The organism is Kitasatospora xanthocidica, from assembly GCF_014656195.1.
Lineage (GTDB): Bacteria > Actinomycetota > Actinomycetes > Streptomycetales > Streptomycetaceae > Kitasatospora > Kitasatospora xanthocidica.
Map to the genome: position 1 here is coordinate 440,791 of NZ_BNBY01000003.1, position 16,112 is coordinate 456,902.

Annotated in this window: 16 protein-coding genes; 8 read left to right on the forward strand and 8 right to left on the reverse strand. The window is 73.3% G+C overall.

Annotated features, from left to right (window positions below; all coding sequences use genetic code 11):
• Nucleotides 1-46: 46 nt before the first annotated feature.
• Nucleotides 47-778 carry an SDR family NAD(P)-dependent oxidoreductase gene (locus tag IE332_RS08090; protein WP_189914453.1) on the reverse strand — a complete coding sequence of 244 codons (732 nt, stop codon included), beginning with the start codon at nucleotides 776-778 and terminating at the stop codon, nucleotides 47-49.
• A 95-nt stretch (nucleotides 779-873) separates the two neighbouring features.
• Between IE332_RS08090 and IE332_RS08095 the strand changes: the two genes are divergently transcribed.
• The 3 genes from IE332_RS08095 (at nucleotide 874) to IE332_RS08105 (ending at nucleotide 3,797) form a co-directional block, all read left to right on the forward strand.
• A complete protein-coding gene (locus tag IE332_RS08095; protein ID WP_189914454.1) occupies nucleotides 874-1,725 on the forward strand; it encodes a LysR family transcriptional regulator in 852 nt (283 codons plus the stop codon).
• A 99-nt stretch (nucleotides 1,726-1,824) separates the two neighbouring features.
• Nucleotides 1,825-2,427 carry an ArsR/SmtB family transcription factor gene (locus IE332_RS08100; RefSeq protein ID WP_189914455.1) on the forward strand — a complete coding sequence of 201 codons (603 nt, stop codon included), beginning with the start codon at nucleotides 1,825-1,827 and terminating at the stop codon, nucleotides 2,425-2,427.
• 59 nt (nucleotides 2,428-2,486) lie between these two features.
• Nucleotides 2,487-3,797, forward strand: a complete 1,311-nt coding sequence (locus IE332_RS08105; protein ID WP_189914456.1) for an MFS transporter — start codon at nucleotides 2,487-2,489, stop codon at nucleotides 3,795-3,797.
• A 201-nt stretch (nucleotides 3,798-3,998) separates the two neighbouring features.
• Here the strand turns inward: IE332_RS08105 and IE332_RS08110 are convergent, their stop codons facing one another.
• Together IE332_RS08110 and IE332_RS08115 are read right to left on the reverse strand one after the other, a co-directional pair.
• Entirely contained in the window at nucleotides 3,999-4,682 is a 684-nt protein-coding gene (locus IE332_RS08110) for a response regulator (protein WP_189914457.1), read from the reverse strand.
• A gap of 73 nt (nucleotides 4,683-4,755) precedes the next feature.
• A complete protein-coding gene (locus tag IE332_RS08115) occupies nucleotides 4,756-6,108 on the reverse strand; it encodes a sensor histidine kinase (protein WP_229928420.1) in 1,353 nt (450 codons plus the stop codon).
• Here IE332_RS08115 and IE332_RS08120 point away from each other — a divergent pair.
• From IE332_RS08120 to IE332_RS08130, 3 genes are all read left to right on the forward strand, one after another.
• Nucleotides 6,107-6,835, forward strand: coding sequence for an ABC transporter ATP-binding protein (locus IE332_RS08120; protein WP_189914458.1), 729 nt, complete (start codon nucleotides 6,107-6,109; stop codon nucleotides 6,833-6,835). The genes IE332_RS08115 and IE332_RS08120 overlap by 2 nt on opposite strands.
• A gap of 59 nt (nucleotides 6,836-6,894) precedes the next feature.
• On the forward strand, nucleotides 6,895-9,240 hold the full coding sequence (locus IE332_RS08125) for an ABC transporter permease (RefSeq protein ID WP_229928421.1): 2,346 nt from the start codon (nucleotides 6,895-6,897) through the stop codon (nucleotides 9,238-9,240).
• A gap of 189 nt (nucleotides 9,241-9,429) precedes the next feature.
• Complete coding sequence (locus IE332_RS08130; RefSeq protein WP_189914461.1) at nucleotides 9,430-10,902, forward strand: pyridoxal phosphate-dependent decarboxylase family protein; 1,473 nt, start codon at nucleotides 9,430-9,432, stop codon at nucleotides 10,900-10,902.
• 37 nt (nucleotides 10,903-10,939) lie between these two features.
• Here the strand turns inward: IE332_RS08130 and IE332_RS08135 are convergent, their stop codons facing one another.
• The 4 genes from IE332_RS08135 to IE332_RS08150 all read right to left on the reverse strand — a co-directional run bounded on the left by IE332_RS08135 (nucleotide 10,940) and on the right by IE332_RS08150 (nucleotide 13,194).
• Nucleotides 10,940-11,443 (reverse strand): DinB family protein, encoded by a 504-nt coding sequence (locus tag IE332_RS08135; protein WP_189914462.1) that lies wholly within the window; start codon nucleotides 11,441-11,443, stop codon nucleotides 10,940-10,942.
• An 82-nt stretch (nucleotides 11,444-11,525) separates the two neighbouring features.
• Nucleotides 11,526-12,308, reverse strand: a complete 783-nt coding sequence (locus tag IE332_RS08140) for a hypothetical protein (RefSeq protein ID WP_189914463.1) — start codon at nucleotides 12,306-12,308, stop codon at nucleotides 11,526-11,528.
• The gene (locus tag IE332_RS08145) at nucleotides 12,305-12,589 is read right to left on the reverse strand and encodes an N-acetyltransferase (RefSeq protein WP_189914464.1); all 285 of its coding nucleotides are present in this window, start codon (nucleotides 12,587-12,589) and stop codon (nucleotides 12,305-12,307) included. Before IE332_RS08145 ends, IE332_RS08140 begins: the two co-directional genes overlap by 4 nt.
• A gap of 158 nt (nucleotides 12,590-12,747) precedes the next feature.
• The gene (locus tag IE332_RS08150; RefSeq protein WP_189914466.1) at nucleotides 12,748-13,194 is read right to left on the reverse strand and encodes a hypothetical protein; all 447 of its coding nucleotides are present in this window, start codon (nucleotides 13,192-13,194) and stop codon (nucleotides 12,748-12,750) included.
• 230 nt (nucleotides 13,195-13,424) lie between these two features.
• On the opposite strand from IE332_RS08150, the gene IE332_RS08155 reads away from it, so the two are divergent.
• Nucleotides 13,425-13,853 carry a PPOX class F420-dependent oxidoreductase gene (locus tag IE332_RS08155; protein ID WP_189914468.1) on the forward strand — a complete coding sequence of 143 codons (429 nt, stop codon included), beginning with the start codon at nucleotides 13,425-13,427 and terminating at the stop codon, nucleotides 13,851-13,853.
• Between the two features lie 63 nt (nucleotides 13,854-13,916).
• On the opposite strand, the gene IE332_RS08160 is transcribed toward IE332_RS08155, so the two are convergent.
• Nucleotides 13,917-14,720 (reverse strand): putative protein N(5)-glutamine methyltransferase, encoded by an 804-nt coding sequence (locus tag IE332_RS08160; RefSeq protein ID WP_189914470.1) that lies wholly within the window; start codon nucleotides 14,718-14,720, stop codon nucleotides 13,917-13,919.
• Between the two features lie 502 nt (nucleotides 14,721-15,222).
• On the opposite strand from IE332_RS08160, the gene nadE reads away from it, so the two are divergent.
• Nucleotides 15,223-16,053: an NAD(+) synthase gene (nadE, locus tag IE332_RS08165; RefSeq protein WP_189914476.1), complete on the forward strand. Its 831-nt coding sequence runs from the start codon at nucleotides 15,223-15,225 to the stop codon at nucleotides 16,051-16,053.
• The last annotated feature ends 59 nt before the right edge of the window (nucleotides 16,054-16,112 follow it).

Sequence of the window (16,112 nt, forward strand, 5' to 3'; positions counted from 1 at the left end):
GCGGCCTCACCCCCGGTGGCCGCGCGGGTGTTGACCGCCGTGCACGTCACCAGGGCACGACGCCGGCGTCCTCGAAGAACTGGCCCGTCGGGCCGTCGTCGGGCAGGGTCGCGAGTTTGACGGCGATCGCCGCGCCCTGTTCGGGGGTGCGCACGCCCCGGAAGCCGTTGAGGTCGGTCGCGACGTAGCCGGGGCAGGCGACGTTGATCAGGATGTTCGTGCCGCTCAGCTCCCGGACGTACTGGAGGGTGACGGCGTTCAGGAACGTCTTCGACGGCGAGTACGCCGCGGCTACCGGACCTACTGTCAGCTCACCGGCGGCCTCTGACTGCCGGGTGAGGGAGCCGACAGAGCTGGACATGTTCACGATCCGCGGTGAGGCGGAGCGGCGCAGCATCGGCAGCATCGCGTTGGTGACGCGGATGACGCCGATGACGTTGGTCTCCACGACCGTGCGGATGGTGGCGGGGTCGACGCGGGTGGGCTCCTGCGGCATGCCGCCGGTGATCGCGGCGTTGTTGACGAGCACGTCGAGGCGCCCGGCCCGTTCCTCGATCAGCCGTGCGGCGGCTGTCGCGCTCGCGTCGTCGGTCACGTCCAGCGGTACGCCGAACGCGTCGACGCCGGCCGCGCGCAGTTTCTCCACCGCGGTCTCGCGGCGCCGGTCGTCGCGGGCGCCGACGCCGACGCTCCAGCCGAGGGCGCCCAGGCCCGCGGCGATCTCGTAGCCGATTCCCTTGTTCGCGCCGGTGACCAGCGCAATCGTTCGTTCGCTCATGGGGACCATGCTGCTCTCGGACCCCGGCGGGGGTCCAAGACCGATTGGGTGGGCAGCGATACCATCCGGGTATCGATCCGGAGTACGGTGGCCGGATGGAGACCAGAGAACTGCGCTACTTCGTGGCCGTCGCCGAGGAGTTGCACTTCGGGCGCGCCGCGGAGCGGCTCGGGATCGCTCAGCCGCCTCTGTCACGGGCGATCCAGCAGCTCGAGCGCCGGCTCGGGGCGGCGCTGCTGGACCGGACCAGCCGCACCGTCACGCTGACCGAGGCCGGCTCGGTGCTGCTGGCCGAGGGCCGGGCGGCCCTCGACGCGGTCGAGGCGGCCGAGCGCCGGACCCGCCGCGCCGCCCTTGCCTCGGCCGGCCGTCCCGGCCTGGTCCTGGTCACGAAGGCCAGCGCGTCCCGCGAACTGCTGGCGGAACTGCTGGACGCGTACGCCGCCGAACCCGGCGCGGTCCCCGTCGACGTCATCCTGTGCGGCCCGGCCGAGCAGGAACGATTCCTGCGCGAGGGCCGGGCCGACGTGGCGCTGCTGCACCGGCCGTTCGACTCGACGGCCGGGTTCCACACCGAGGAACTCGGCACGGAGGGCCAGGTCGTGGTCCTGCCGGCCGGGCATCCGCTCACCGTCCGGACCCACGTGCACATGGCCGACATCACCGGGCTGCCCGGCCTGCCCCTGCCACGCTGGCCCTGCGCCGACGGCACCTACCAGCCCGGCCCCGGCCCGCAGGTCCGCGACCACGCGCAGTTGTTGCAGCTCGTCGCGCTCGGCCGCGCTTGCGCGGTCTCACCGGAGTCGTGCCGAGCCCAACTGCACAGTGACCTCGCCGCCGTGCCCGTGCTGGACGCCCCGAAGGTCACCACCGTGATCGCCTGGCCGCCGCACAGCCGGTCCAGAGCCGTCGCGGACCTTGTGCGGACTGCGACCCGTCTCCGGTAGTTCCAAGTAGTTCCACGTAGTTCACACAGTTCGGTGCCCGGCACTCCCCGATGCGAAATTTTTATTGCGCAACTTTCCCTTCGGATCTACCGTGGTGGCATGCCCCAGCAACCGCAGCAGCCCGAGACCGACCGGATCACCGACCTGTCCCGCCTGAAGGCGTTCACCAACCCGCTGCGGATGCAGCTCTACCGCCTGCTCTACGCGGCGGGCACCGCCACCGCCTCGCAGCTCGCCGAGCAGGTCGACCAGGCGCCCTCGCTGGTCAGCTACCACCTGCGCAAGCTCGCCGAGCACGGCTTCGTCGCCGAGGCGAGCGGCCGGAGCACTGACGGCCGGGAGCGGTGGTGGCAGGTCGCCTCCGAGGAGGGCTGGGGCTTCCGGGAGTCCGACCTCACCGGGACGCCGGAGGGTGCCGCCGTCGTGGGCGCGGTGACGCACGGTCTCATCGACTCCCGCACCGCCCAGTACCGCGCGTACCTGGGACAGGGCGCCGCCTGGGGAAAGGAGTGGACCGACGCGGCCTTCAGCTCCGAATGGCTGCTCGACCTCAACCCGGCCGAACTCGCCGCGCTGGGTGATGAGTTGCAGGAACTGTCCCGGCGCTGGCGGGAGCGCGGCAAGGCCGCCCGGGCGGCCGGCGACACGGCGGACCGCGAGCACGTGTCCGTCCACCTGTACGGGTTCCCGTTCCGCCCCTGACGCTCCCGGCACCGCCCAAGCCCCCCACTCCGCCCCCACAGAGACGACCGGAGCCCCTCATGGCCGTCGCGGAAGCGACCCCCACCGTCCAGAGCGCCGTCCAGACCGCCACACCACCCGCCGCACCGCCCGCCCACCGCGACGCCAACGTGCTGCGCTGGCTCGCCGCCTACACCGCCTCCCTGATCGGCGACAGCGTCTACTTCGTCGCCCTCGGCTGGTCCGCCCAGCGGGCCGCCGGCCCCACCGAGGTCGGCCTGGTGATGGCCGCCGGGGCGCTCCCCCGCGCGGTGCTGATGCTCGGCGGCGGCGTACTGGCTGACCGGCTGGACCCCCGGCGGGTGATCCTCGGCAGCGACGCCCTGCGCTGCCTGCTCATCCTCTCGGTGGCCGCGGGCATCGCCCTGAGCACGCCCGCGCTCTGGCTGCTGGTCACGGTGGCGCTCGTCTTCGGCGCGGTGGACGCGCTGTTCGTCCCCGCCATCGGCGCCCTCCCGCCCCGGATCACCGGGCCCGACCAGCTGACCCGGGTCACCGGTATGCGCTCGCTGTCGATGCGCGTCGGCCAGATCGCGGGCCCGCCGCTCGGCGGCCTGGCCATGGGCCTGGGCGGCCCGGCGGCCGCGTTCGGCGTCGCCGGCCTGCTCTTCGCGCTCTCCCTGCCGCTTCTGCTCACCGTCCGGGTCCGGCCCCTCGACACACCCGCCGCCGAGGGGACGCCCCAACCGGGTAGCGCCCGCGCCGACCTCCTCGACGGCCTGCGCTACCTGCGCCGCCACCGCCTGATCGGCCCGCTGGTCGCCGTCGGCGCCGTCTGCGAACTCGGCCTCACCGGCACCCTCAACGTCGGCATGGTGCTCCTCAACGCCGAACGCGGCTGGGGCCCGTCCGGCTACGGCTGGATCGTCGCCTGCTTCGGCGCCGGGGCCACCGCCGGCGCCGTGCTGCTCACCGTCGTCGGCCGCCTGCCCCGGGCGGGCCTGACCATGGCGGGCACCCTGTTCGGGGCCAGCACCGGCGCGGCGGCGATGGCCCTGGTCCCGAGCCTGTGGACCGCCGCCGTCCTGGCCGCCGCCGTCGGCCTGTGCGCGGGCGTCTCCGGCGGCCTGGGCAGCGCCCTCATCCAGACCGCGACCGACCCCGCCTACCTCGGCCGGGTCACCTCCGTCGTGATGCTGACCATGCTGGGCCTCGCCCCGCTGAGCTACCCCCTGGTCGGCGCCGCCATCGGTGCCTGGGGAGCCGCCCCCGTCTTCCTCGCCTGCGGTGCCCTCTCCAGCCTGAGCGCGATCGCCGCCCTCACCTCCGACGCCGTCCGCCGCGCCGAACTCCCCGGCCGGCGGAAGCCTGACGGCCAGTCGGCGAGGTAGTGTCCCGGCCCGGGCCTCCGGCGGCGCTGGCGGCGCCGCCGGCGCCGGCGCGAGCCACAGGTACGCCCCGATGCCCGATCCTGCTGCGACCGGGGGTGTGACGGCACGTCCGGAACGCGGCGGATCCGTGGTCGCGATCGTTCATCTGATCCTGCCCCTACCGTTGATCCTGCCCCTACCGTCCGCCCCTCCCATCGGCCTCTACCGTCTACGCGGCACGAGTCCGGTTTCGAAGGCGATGATCGCCAGGTGGACGCGGTCCCGAGCTTCGAGCTTGGCGAACAGACGCGCGACATGGGTCTTCGCGGTCGCCGCGCTGATCACCAGCCGCTCGGCTATCTCAGCGTTCGACAGTCCCTGTCCGACCAGTGCCAGCACCTCGCGCTCCCGGTCGGTGATCCCCGCGATCGGACTCAAGTCGACGGCGGGCCCGGCGTCCGGTTCGGGGGCCGCGGGGCCGGGAGTTCCGGCGAAGTCCGCGATCAGCCGTCGGGTCACGCTCGGTGCGATCAGCGCGTCGCCCGCGGCCACCACGCGGATCGCTTCCAGGATCGCGTCCAGGGCCATGCTCTTGAGCAGGAATCCGCTGGCCCCGGCGCGCAGTGCGCCGTAGACGTACTCGTCGTGGTCGAAGGTCGTCAGCACCAGGACCTTGGGCGGGTCCGGCTCGGCGGTCGCCTGCCGGGTCGCCTCGATCCCGTCCATGCCCGGCATCCGGATGTCCATCACCACGACGTCCGGACGCAGTTCACGCACCAGGCGCACCGCCTCGCGGCCGTCGCCGGCCTCGCCGACCACCTCCAGGTCGTCGGTGTCGCCGATCAGGATCCCGAGCCCGACCAGCATCAGCGGCTGGTCGTCGACCAGCAGTACCCGCACGCTCATGCGCCCACCTCGCTGACGCTCGGCGAGCGCTTCGCGCACGCGCACCTGTTGACGGTGAGCTCGCTTCGCTCGCTCATGCCGGAAGCCTCGCAGCCACCCGGAACCCGCCCTCCGGACGCCGGCCGGCGCTGAACTGGCCGGACAGCAAGGTCACCCGCTCGCGCATGCCGAGCAGGCCGAAGCCGCTCCCGCCGACCGCCGCCGAGAGCCTCGGACGGCCCGGCCCGCCGAGACCGTCGTCCCCGTCGTCGACCACCTCGATCGTCACCCCTTCCGGCTCGTAGCCGACCGCGACCAGGCACGTCCGCGCACCGGAATGCCGCACCACGTTCGTCACCGACTCCTGGACGATCCGGAACGCCGACAGCTCGATCTCCGGCGGCAGCGGACGCCGCTCGCCCCGCCAGGTCACCTGGACCCGCACCCCGGCGCCGGCCGTGCGTTCGGCGAGCTGCGGGACGTCGGCCAGGCTGCCGGCCGGCGCCAGCGGAGCGGCCTGCGGCATGGCGTCGTCCGGCTCGGCGCGGCGGAGCGCCCCGAGCATGCGCTGCAGCTCCAGCAGCGTCTCCCGGCTGGTGGTCTCGATGCCGGTCAGCGCCTGCCGCGCCTGCTCGGGCTTGCTCTCCACGACCCGCGCCGCCGCTCCCGACAGCACCGTGATGATCCCGATGCTGTGCGCGACGCTGTCGTGCAGTTCGCGGGCGATCCGCAGCCGCTCGGCCATGACGACGCGGGCCGCGGTCTGCTCCTGCAGGGCTTCCAGGTATTCGCGGCGTTTGCGGTACACCCCGCCGAAGACCCACGCGACCGCGAACCACAACGCGAAACCCCCGGCCCACTGGACCGCGTCGCCGACGGACTGCTCGCGGGTGTGGAGGTCGTTGACGAGCGCGGCCGCGACGCCCGCGACGGAGCCGACGGCGGCAGCCTTGGGCCGCCGGACGGCGAGGTACCCGCCCAAGCCGACGAGCAGGACGAACACGATCGAGGGCCGCGCGCCGAAAGCGTCGCCGAGGACCGTTTCGCCCAGGACCGCCGCGAAGACCGCCGCCGGCAGGCGGCGCACCAGCAGAACCGGCAGGGCGAGGACGATGTACAGACCGACCATCTGGGCGGGCTCGAGGTCGGGGAACCGGAACAGGCCGTTCTCAGGGGTCGGCATCGTCAAGGGGAGCATCAGCGCGTACAAGCAGGCGGTGGCCAGTACCACGGCCTGTGACGTCAGCCAGGTCACGCGTTTCGATGTCGACAGACGCTGGAGAAGCTGTTCCATGCGGAGATCGTATTCAGCGGCGTCGGCTCCGCGCGTCGCCCCGGGGATGTACGCCGGATGCGCCGGATACGCCCCCTGGCCGATGGCCTGGGAAGAGGTGACATCCGTCGGCCGACGCGGTGGATCGTGGTCCGTTCCTAGGTTCGTGGTCATGACGAACGCACCGATGATCGATCTTCGCGACACGACGAAGAAGTACGCCGACGGCCCGCCCGCACTGGCCGGCGTCACCTTGTCCGTGGCGGCTGGTGAGTGCGTGGCGATCCTCGGCCATTCCGGCAGTGGCAAGTCCACGCTGCTGAACCTGATCGCGGGTCTGGACAAGCCTTCCAGTGGCACCGTGACCGTCGACGGCACCCGCGTCGACCAGCTCGGCGAGGCCGATTCGGCGAGGTACCGCCGGGCCTCCATCGGCATGGTCTTCCAGTTCTTCAACCTGCTGGACGACCTGACCGTGTTGGACAACGTCATGGTTCCGGCGCAGCTGGCCGGGATAGGCAAGCGCGAAGCGAAGGAGCGGGCCGTCGAGTTGCTCGAGTCGCTGGGCATCGACCGGCATGTCAAGGCCTATCCGCAGCGGCTGTCCGGCGGGGAACGGCAGCGGGTGGCGGTGGCCAGGGCCCTGATGAACGAGCCGGCGCTGCTGCTGGCCGACGAGCCGACCGGCGCCCTGGACTCCAGCTCGGCCGAGGACGTGCGCGAGCTGCTGCTGGACCTGAACAGCGACGGCCAGACCATCCTGCTGGTCACCCACGACGTGCAGTTGGCCGCGAGCACCGCGGGCCGCACGATCGAGTTGGTGGACGGTGCGGTGGCCCGGGACGTGGCCAACACGGTCAGCGGCATCACCGTCAACGGCTCGGCGGGAGCGGTCCGGTGAGCGCCCTGGGCAAGGTCGTACGCTCCGGCGTGGGCCGTCGTCGGATCCAGTCCCTCGTCATGGCGCTGACGACGTTCGCCGCGGTGACGTCCTCCGTGCTCTCCCTCGGCCTGCTGGCCGTCGTGCAGGCCCCGTTCGACCACGCCTTCGGTGCTCGGAACGGGGCGCACCTGGCGGTCCAGTTCGACGGCTCGAAGGCCACGGCCACGCAGGCCGCCGCCACCGCGCACGCCGCCGGCGTCACCGAGGCGGCCGGGCCGTACCCGGTCGCCGCCGCCCTGGACACGACGATCGGCGCGGACTGCTCCACGAAGGACTGGGCCGGTCACGACAACGGTCCGCTCACCGTCACCACCCGGCCCGACCTGGGCAGCGCCTCCGGGATGGACCAGCTGGCGCTGACCCAGGGGCGCTGGCCGACCGGCCCGGGCGAGATCGCCCTGCCGTGGCAGCACTTCGCCGCCGACTGCTTCGGCGGTTCGGTGGTGTTCTCCTCCCTGCCGGGCAAGCCGTCGTATCTGGTCGTCGGCTTCGGCGGCTCGGTGACCGACAGCGCGACCGCCTTCGCCACCGCCGACGGTTTCGCGCGGCTCACCGCCGCCGGTGCCACGTCCGACGTCCAGATGCTCTACCGGTTCGCCAAGGCCGGGACCGACGCCGACATCGCCACCGACAAGCAGGCGGTGGCCGCCGCCGCGCCGGCCGGCTCGGTCGAGGCCGGACAGTCGTACCTGACCGCGGAGCAGCAGGCGACCGGCAACGCCAAGGCCTACGTGCCCTTCCTGATCGCCTTCGGGATCCTCGGGCTGTTCATGTCGGTGCTGATCATCTCGATCGTGGTCAGCGGGGCCGTGGCCTCGGGAATCCGGCGCATCGGGATTCTGAAGTCGTTGGGCTTCACCCCTTCGCAGGTGGCCCGCGCCTACACCGCGCAGGCCATGATCCCGGCGACACTCGGCCTGCTGCTCGGCACGGGCTTCGGCAACCTCCTGGCAGTGCCGATCCTGGACGGGGCCACCAAGCAGCTCGGCGCGGCCGGTGCCACGATCCCGTTGTGGGTCAGCGCCGTGGTGCCGCTGGGCACCCTGCTGATCGTCGGCGTCACGGCTTTGATCCCAGCGCTGCGGGCCGGCCGGATGCCGACGGTGCGGGCCCTGGCGGTCGGCCGCGCCCCCGAGGCCGGGGGCGGTCGGGCGGCGCAGCGCCTTGCCTCGCGGCTGCCGCTGCCCCGGGCCGTGTCGCTGGGGCTGGCCCAGCCGTTCGCCCGGCCGGCCCGGGCCGTACTGGTCGGTGCGGCGGTGCTGTTCGGCGTGGTGAGTGCCACGTTCGCGGTGGGGCTGGAGTCCGGGTTCAACAGGTACCTGGACACCAGCACCTCAGGCTTCAACGTCGCGTCGAAGTTCGTGATACCCACGGCCGACGTGGGCGTGCCCTGGGATCTCTACGGCCCCAACGACCCGCGCAACCCGCACCTGGACGCGGCAAAGGTGGCCGCCGCGCTCGCCGGGATCCCGGGCACGAAGACCGCGTTCGGCTGGGGCGACAGCGGCGCGACCATGGTCGGCGCCCCGCCCGGCGGCGAACCTCCGAAGGTGTTCACGGTCACCGGCGACTTCTCCTGGACGCACCTGGAGCTGCTGTCCGGCCGCTGGTACTCGGCGCCCGGCGAGGCCGTGGTCGGCGACAAGCTGGCCACGACGGTGGGGATCCACGTCGGTGACGACGTCACCGTGGTGCAGCAGAACAAGCAGCTGTCGCTGAAGGTCGTCGGCGTCAACTTCGACACCAACCAGGGCGACTACACCGTCATGACGGATGCGGCCACCTTCACCGCCGCCGGTCTGACCCCGCACATCGACCTGTTCAACGTCGAGCTGGCCGACGACGTCAACGGATCGGACTGGTCCACCTCGGCCGCCGCCGCGCTGTCCCCGCTGAACGCCTCGGTCCAGCCGAGCTCGGGCGGGGGCAAGAACATCATCGTGATCACCATGGGCGCCCTGGTGGCCACGCTCACGCTGATGATGATCGCGGTCGCCGCGCTCGGGGTGCTGAGCACGGTGGTGCAGGACACCCGGGAGCGGGTCCACGATCTAGGGATCCTCAAGGCCCTCGGGATGACGCCCAAGCAGACCGTCGCGATGGTCCTGACCTCGGTGACACTCACCGGCCTGATCGCCGGGCTGATCGGCGTCCCGCTCGGGGTCGCGGTGGAGAAGGCGACGCTGACCCCGATGGGGAACGCGATCGGCCGGCACCTGCCGCCGAGCGTGTCCCACGTCTACACCACCGGGCTGCTCATCCCCCTGCTGGCCGGCGGGATCGTGATCGCCCTGCTCGGCGCACTGCTGCCGGCCGGCTGGGCGGCCCGGTCGCGGACCGCCACCGCGCTGCGGACCGAGTAGGACCGAGTAGGACGGAGCAGGACCGAGCAGAGCCGCTGGCCGCCCCGGCGGACCGCCCGCAGCAGGGGCACGACGGGCTCGCCCCCGCCCGGGCCAGGCCACCCGTAGCGGATTGGCCCGGGACGGCCCGGATACCGCGCACTAGCCTCGGGCGCACAGCAGATCAACGGAGAATCCCCGGAGACCCTCATGCACCCCGAACTCGCGGCCGATCTCGGACGGTTGCCCGAACTCCTGGAGGAAACCCGGCAGCGGGCCCTCGCCTTCCTCGGCGGCCTGGACGGGCGGCCGGTGCTCCCGCAGGCGGCGGCGTCCGGTGCCGGGCCCGGCCGCCCGGCGCGGCTCGCCGCGGCGGGCGGCGGATCGCCGACGGGTGGCGGATCGCCGACGGGTGGCGGATCGCCGGCGGGTGGCGGGTTGCCGGCGGGTGGCGGGTTGCCGGCGGCGCTGGCGGAGTTCGCCGAGCGCTGGGAGCCCCGGCTGTCGGCGAGTGCCGGTCCGCGGTACTTCGGGTTCGTGACCGGTGGCGCGACCCCGGCGGCCCTGGCGGGCGACTGGCTGACCGCCGCCGTCGACCAGAACTCCAACTCCTCGCTGGATCCGGCCGGTCAGCACCTGGAGCGGGAGACGGTCGGCTGGCTGCGCGAGCTGTTCGGGCTGTCCGAGGCCCACCACGGCACCTTCGTCAGCGGCGCGACCATGTCGAACACGGTCGGGCTGGCCATCGCCCGCGAGTGGCTGGGCGAGCGGCTCGGCGTGGACGTCGCCGAGGACGGGGTGGGGGCGCTCGGCCCGGTCCGGGTGCTGTCGGGCGGCGCGCACTCCTCCGTCGCCAAGGCCCTGTCGGTGCTGGGCCTGGGCCGGACGGCGCTGCGGCCGGTGCCCCTGCTGCCCGGCCGGGAGGCGGTGGACGCGGCCGCGCTGGAGCGGGCGCTGGCCGAGTCCGGCGGGCCGTGCGTCGTGGTGGCCAACGCGGGCACCGTCAACACTGTCGACTTCGACGACCTGCGGGCGATCGCGGAGCTGCGCGAGCGGTACGGATTCTGGCTGCACGTGGACGCCGCCTTCGGCGCCTTCGCCGCGCTGTCGCCGGAGCACGCGGAGCTGGTGGCCGGCCTGGACCTCGCCGACTCGGTCTGCGTCGACCTGCACAAGTGGCTCAACGTGCCCTACGACAGCGCCGTGCAGTTCACCCGCCGCCCCGACCTGCAGGCCCGGGTGTTCCGGAACTCTGCCGCCTACCTCGGCCCGCTCGGCGAGCACCCCGACCTGGTGCACCTCACCCCGGAGAACTCGCACCGGCTGCGCGCCCTCGCCGCCTGGTTCACGCTGCGCGCGTACGGCCGCTCCGGCCACCGGGAGATCGTGGAGCGCAACATCGCGGGCGCCCGGGCGCTCGGCGAGGCGGTCGAGCGGATCGACGGCCTCCGGCTGCTCGCCCCGGTCCGGCTGAACGTCGTCTGCTTCACCCTGGCGGCGGACCCCACCGCCGAGCGCCTCGCCGCGCTCGCCGCCGGACTGGCCGAGGAGGCCTTCGTCACCCCGACCCACTACGCGGGCCTGCCCGCCCTGCGCGCGGCGTTCAGCAACTGGCGCACCACGGAGGCGGACGTCCGGCGCACGGCGGCGGCCCTGGCGCAGGCCGTCCGGAACCTGCCCTGACAGGGAGCCGGCCTGTCAGGCCCCAACGCCTCCTGATTCAGCTCCGGTCGTGGTCCCCGGTGCTGCCGTCGATCAACTCCCGCAGGATGTCGAGGTGCCCGGCGTGCCGCGCCGTCTCCGTCGTCATGTGGATCAGCACCCAGCGCAGCGAGACCGAGTTGCCGGACCAGGAGGTGCCGAGGTCGTCCAGCGCGAGCTCTCCGATCACCTCGTCCGCATCGGCCCGCGCCCGGGCGTAGAACGCCAGGATGTCGGCCGTCGACTCGTGCGGCTCCACCCGCATGTCGGAGCTGTCGTCGGCGTCGACGTCGAACGGCAGCGGCCCGGTGTCGCGCCCGAACGTCTGCCGGAACCAGCCGAGTTCGGCGCCGCCGAGGTGCTTCAGCAGCCCCAGCGGGTTCGTCCCCGACGGCGTCATCGGACGGCGCAGCTGCTCGTCGTCCAGGCCCTCCAGCTTCCACAGCACCGCGTCGCGGTGCCGGTCCAGCGCCGTGAGAAGGCTTTCCTTCTCCTCACCCGTGAAGGGCACTCGATTGCTCATGTCCGGACCGTAGCAACCACCACTGACACAACTCTCGGAGGACGTCCTGAACCGCTGCACCCGATCCGCCGGTTGGCCCGGCTCAGGAGGACTGGTCGCCCGGGGAGTCCGGGTCGGGCCGCATCAACAGCAGGTCCTCGCCCCAGGCGTCCAGCACCGCCGCGTGGCCGGCGGCCCGGGCAGCCGCCTCGACCCGGGCGAAGAGCCGCTGCTGCGGCGCCACCTCGCCGGTCGCGGTGATCCGGGCGACGGTGTCCAGCAGCGCGGCGCCGTCCCAGCCGGGCAGCGGGAACCGGTCGAGCTCCCAGGCCAGGTACTTGTTGTAAGGGCGCGGCCGGCGGTCCAGGGCGAAGAGCAGGTCGAGCAGGAAGCCGACACCGGCGGCCGCGTCGAGGTGACCGGCGAGCGGGTTGCCGTCGCGGTGGTTCTTGACCGAGCGGTAGAGCGAGTTGGCGTAGGCGTCCACCAGGGCGGCGCCGGACCGGAAGGCCTCCTCGGCATCGAGCCGCCCCATCGCGGCGACGATCCGGGCGACCTCCCCGTCGCGGCGGTCGAGCAGCACCCGGGAGCGGGAGATGGCGTACCGCTCCCAGTCCGCGGGCCGGCGGAACCGTTCGAGGGTGGTGACGACCAGGTCGAGCCGCGCGGAGCGGTAGCCGTCGAGCGCGGCCAGCCCGCTCGCCGCGTCGCCGTCTCCGTCGGCGGAGGCGGAGGCGGAGGCACCGTCGTCGAGGATCACGTAGAGGTCGTGGTCCGAGTGACGGGTGGTCATGCCGTCGTGGGCCCGGGAGCCCTTGAGGACGAGCCCGACGACGGCCGGGTCGGCCGCCGCAGCGGCGACGATCGCCTCGAAATCCAGCGTCACGTCAGGTCCTTGCACATCAGCGTGCACATCGTCCCGTACCGCTGGAGCGAGCCGTCCTCGGCATCCACGTCCCAGGAGTCGGGTTCGCGGCCGAAGGCCCGGTAGCCCAGGCGTTCGCAGAGGGCACGGGCGCGCGGGTTGCTCTCCTCGACGCCGAGTTCGGCGCGGCGGATCTGGTGGACGAGCTCGCGCACGTGCTTGGAGGATCCGGCCCAGCCGCAGGACGGCAGGTCCGCGTCGGTGAGGCCGCGCACCGACAGGTGCGGCCTGATCTCGGTCATCGCCGCATCCCTTCGACTCCGACATCCGACAGGGGCCGTCTCCCATTCCAGCAAGCCGGCCCCCGTCCCGTCCAAGGGGTTTCGGACCGGACGGCACCCCGTCGGCAGCCAGGGACGGGACACCCCGTCCACGCCCCAGGGCTGCACCCCGACGACGGTCAGGGGTGCGCCCCGTCGCCGTACACACCGCCCGCCTGGTCGGTCAGGCCGTCCAGGAACTCCGCGTGCGCAAGGTTCATGAACCGCAGCGGGCGCCACCGGGGACGGTGGTCGGGGTGGTCGCGGAACTCCCCCGCCGTCCGGCACAGCCGGTCCCACCAGATCATCGCGTCCTGCCGCATCCGCTGCGTCCACCCGGGTTCGTTGCCGCGGCCCTCCAGGACCGCGTCCTCCCAGGCGCAGAGGATGTCGGACAGGAAGATGCAGTCGTACTGCGTGATGGCCGCCAGCCGCTCGGCGGCGAACCGGGCGCCGCTGCCCTCGGGTTGGGCCTCGACCAGCTCGCCGAGGCGGGCCGTCAGGAAGGCCCGCAGCGGGGTGACGTCCTCGTAGTGGAGGTCGTCGGAGAACTCGAGCAGTTCCACGGGCTTGCGTTCGCGTGCCATCGTGCGGCGTCCCCTCGGTTCGGACGACGGTTGCGCCGACGGCCCGTCACGGACGAGTGACGGAGCCGTCACGTTCTGTCGGCCCGACCTTAGACCTCCGCGCCCGCCGGCACACCCGATTCCCGGACTTCGCCCACCGTTCCGCCGCTCGGGCCAGGATGTCCGCCGTGCGGGCAACACGCCTGCCGCGCCTTGACCTTCACACCGGTGTGAAGGCCGATGATGCTCCCATGACCGCCACAGCTTTCGACCCGTACGCGCTGCTCGCGCAGAGCCGCCTCGGCATCCTCGCGACCATCAAGGCCGACGGCCGGCCCCAGCTCTCCCCCGTCATGCCGTTCTACGACCGGGAGGCGAACGTCGTCCTGGTCTCCACCCGGGAGGGGCTGGCCAAGACCGTCAACCTGCGCCGGGACCCCCGGGTCAGCCTGGAGGTGACCGGGCCGGACGGACGCTCCTGGGTCACCGCCGAGGGCGTCGCCACCCTCTCCGGCCCGGGCACCGACCCCGACGGCCCCGAGGTCGACGCGCTGGTCGAGTACTACCGCCGCGCCGCCGGGGAGCACCCCGACTGGAGGGAGTACCGCGAGGTGATGGTCTCCGACCGTCGGGTGCTGCTCTCCTTCGCGGTCGACCACGTGTACGGCACCCGCATCTGAGCCGCCCCGGCCACCCTCACGGGGGAAGGGTGGCCGGGGCTCGCCGGGTATCGCAGGGGGAGCTCAGCCCGCCGTCGCGGTGACCACCGTGGCGTCCAGGTCCTCGTCCTGGCTGGCCTCTGCCGCCAGCCCGGCCGCCCGAGCCACCGCGAGCGCCGTCGCCACCTGCCGCTCACTGGTCTCGAACAGCAGCGACCCGCCCGCCGCCAGCCAGGCCGGCGCCTGCGCGACCACCCGGCGCAGCACGTCCAGGCCGTCCGCGCCGCCGTCGAGCGCCGGCCGGGCCTCGTGCAGCCGGGCCTCGGGCGGCAGCAGCGCGAGGTCGCCGGTCGGGACGTACGGGACGTTGGCGATCAGCACGTCCACCCGGCCGCGCAGCCCGGCGGGCAGGGCGTCGAACAGGTCGCCCCGGTGGACCCGCGCCCCCGCCCCGGCCAGGTTGCGGCGCGCGCAGCGGACCGCGTCCGGGTCGATGTCAGCGGCGTACAGCTCGACCGGGTGCGGGGCCCGGGCGGCCACGGCGGCGCCCAGCGCACCGCTGCCGCAGCACAGGTCGAGCACGACGGCGCCCGGGCCCCGGGGCGGGCCGGCCAACGCGGTGGCGGCCGCCGCCAGGAACTCGCTGCGCCGGCGCGGGACGAAGACGCCCGGGTCGACGGCGATCCGCAGACCGGCGAACTCGGCCCAGCCGACGACGTGTTCGAGTGGATGCCCCTCGGCGCGGGCCCGCACCTTCGCGGCCAGATCGGCGGGCGAGGCGGCGGCGGTGAGCAGGATCCGTGCCTCGTCCTCGGCGAACACGCAACCGGCGGCGCGCAGTCGGGAGACCACCGCGGAACGAAGGGTGGCGGAGGAGAAAACCGGCAAGACAACCCCTTGGGGAAACGGGAGGAGGGTGAACGGAGGAGAACGACTCCGTCAGGGCTCCCGCAAGGGCCGACGCCGCACCGGCACGTCAGCGCGCTACGCGCGCGAGGCGCCCGCACGGCCGCGCTCCGGGAGCACCCGCTCGGACATTCCGGTAATGGGTCTCACCTCCCTGATGCGCGGTCATACTCGGCGTCAGCCACCCTACCGCACCGCCGGACGGAGGCACCGGGGCCCGCCACCGCCCGTCCTGCCACGCCCCGCCCGATGCCTCCCGAAACGCCCCTCGCCGCCTCGCTTGCACACGGCATCACTTGCAGGCGCGCACTGATGCATGAGCGCGATGGCCGCGCCCGCCGCCGACCCCGAAACGCATGCCCCGCGCAGGCCCGGCCGGCGCCAGCAGGAGCCCCGCGCCGACCTGCCGGACGACGTCCCGGATACGGTGGACGTGGATGCGGCACCGTCCGGCGAACCGAGAAGCAGAAGTGAGGAAACAGACGTGAGCGAGTCGGCCACCAGGGCCCTGCAGCAGGAGATCGCCCGCGAGCTCCAGGTCACCGAGGCCTTCGAGGCCGAGCGGGAGATCGAGCGCCGCGTGGCCTTCCTCACCGAGCGGCTGGTGTCCACCGGCCTGCGCTCCCTGGTGCTCGGCATCAGCGGCGGCGTCGACTCCACCACGGCCGGCCGGCTCTGCCAGCTCGCCGTCGAGCGGGCCCGGGCCGCCGGGCACGAGGCGCGGTTCCACGCGATGCGGCTGCCCTACGGGGTCCAGGGCGACGAGCACGACGCCCAGCTCGCGCTCTCCTTCATCCAGGCCGACCACGTGCTGACCGTGGACATCAAGCCCGCGAGCGACGCCGCGCTGGAGGCCTCGCTCGCCGCCGGCGTGCCCTTCCGGGACGCCCATCACCAGGACTTCGTGCACGGCAACATCAAGGCCCGCCAGCGCATGATCGCCCAGTACGCGGTGGCCGGCGCCCACAACGGCCTGGTCGTCGGCACCGACCACGCCGCGGAGGCCGTCTCGGGCTTCTTCACCAAGTTCGGCGACGGCGCCGCCGACCTGGTCCCGCTGACCGGACTCACCAAGCGCCGGGTGCGCGCCGTCGCGGACGCCCTGGGCGCGCCTGCCGAGCTGGTCTGGAAGACCCCGACCGCCGACCTGGAGACCCTCGACCCGGGCAAGGCCGACGAGGACGCGCTCGGCGTCACCTACGACGACATCGACGACTTCCTGGAGGGCAAGCCGGTGGACGGGCGGGCCTTCGACATCATCGTGAACCGCTACCGCGCCACCGAGCACAAGCGCCAGCTCCCCATCGCGCCGTAGTCGGACGGCGGGCGGAAGGCTGCCCGCCGTCCCGCACCCCCCGGGGCGACACCGTCGGG

Excerpts from the sequence above, each read along its gene's own strand:
- IE332_RS08090 (WP_189914453.1), bottom strand. The coding sequence starts at position 778 with ATGAGCGAACGAACGATTGCGCTGGTCACCGGCGCGAACAAGGGAATC.
- IE332_RS08095 (WP_189914454.1), top strand. The coding sequence starts at position 874 with ATGGAGACCAGAGAACTGCGCTACTTCGTGGCCGTCGCCGAGGAGTTG.
- IE332_RS08100 (WP_189914455.1), top strand. The coding sequence starts at position 1,825 with ATGCCCCAGCAACCGCAGCAGCCCGAGACCGACCGGATCACCGACCTG.
- IE332_RS08105 (WP_189914456.1), top strand. The coding sequence starts at position 2,487 with ATGGCCGTCGCGGAAGCGACCCCCACCGTCCAGAGCGCCGTCCAGACC.
- IE332_RS08110 (WP_189914457.1), bottom strand. The coding sequence starts at position 4,682 with ATGAGCGTGCGGGTACTGCTGGTCGACGACCAGCCGCTGATGCTGGTC.
- IE332_RS08120 (WP_189914458.1), top strand. The coding sequence starts at position 6,107 with ATGACGAACGCACCGATGATCGATCTTCGCGACACGACGAAGAAGTAC.
- IE332_RS08115 (WP_229928420.1), bottom strand. The coding sequence starts at position 6,108 with ATGACCACGAACCTAGGAACGGACCACGATCCACCGCGTCGGCCGACG.
- IE332_RS08125 (WP_229928421.1), top strand. The coding sequence starts at position 6,895 with ATGGCGCTGACGACGTTCGCCGCGGTGACGTCCTCCGTGCTCTCCCTC.
- IE332_RS08130 (WP_189914461.1), top strand. The coding sequence starts at position 9,430 with ATGCACCCCGAACTCGCGGCCGATCTCGGACGGTTGCCCGAACTCCTG.
- IE332_RS08135 (WP_189914462.1), bottom strand. The coding sequence starts at position 11,443 with ATGAGCAATCGAGTGCCCTTCACGGGTGAGGAGAAGGAAAGCCTTCTC.
- IE332_RS08145 (WP_189914464.1), bottom strand. The coding sequence starts at position 12,589 with ATGACCGAGATCAGGCCGCACCTGTCGGTGCGCGGCCTCACCGACGCG.
- IE332_RS08150 (WP_189914466.1), bottom strand. The coding sequence starts at position 13,194 with ATGGCACGCGAACGCAAGCCCGTGGAACTGCTCGAGTTCTCCGACGAC.
- IE332_RS08155 (WP_189914468.1), top strand. The coding sequence starts at position 13,425 with ATGACCGCCACAGCTTTCGACCCGTACGCGCTGCTCGCGCAGAGCCGC.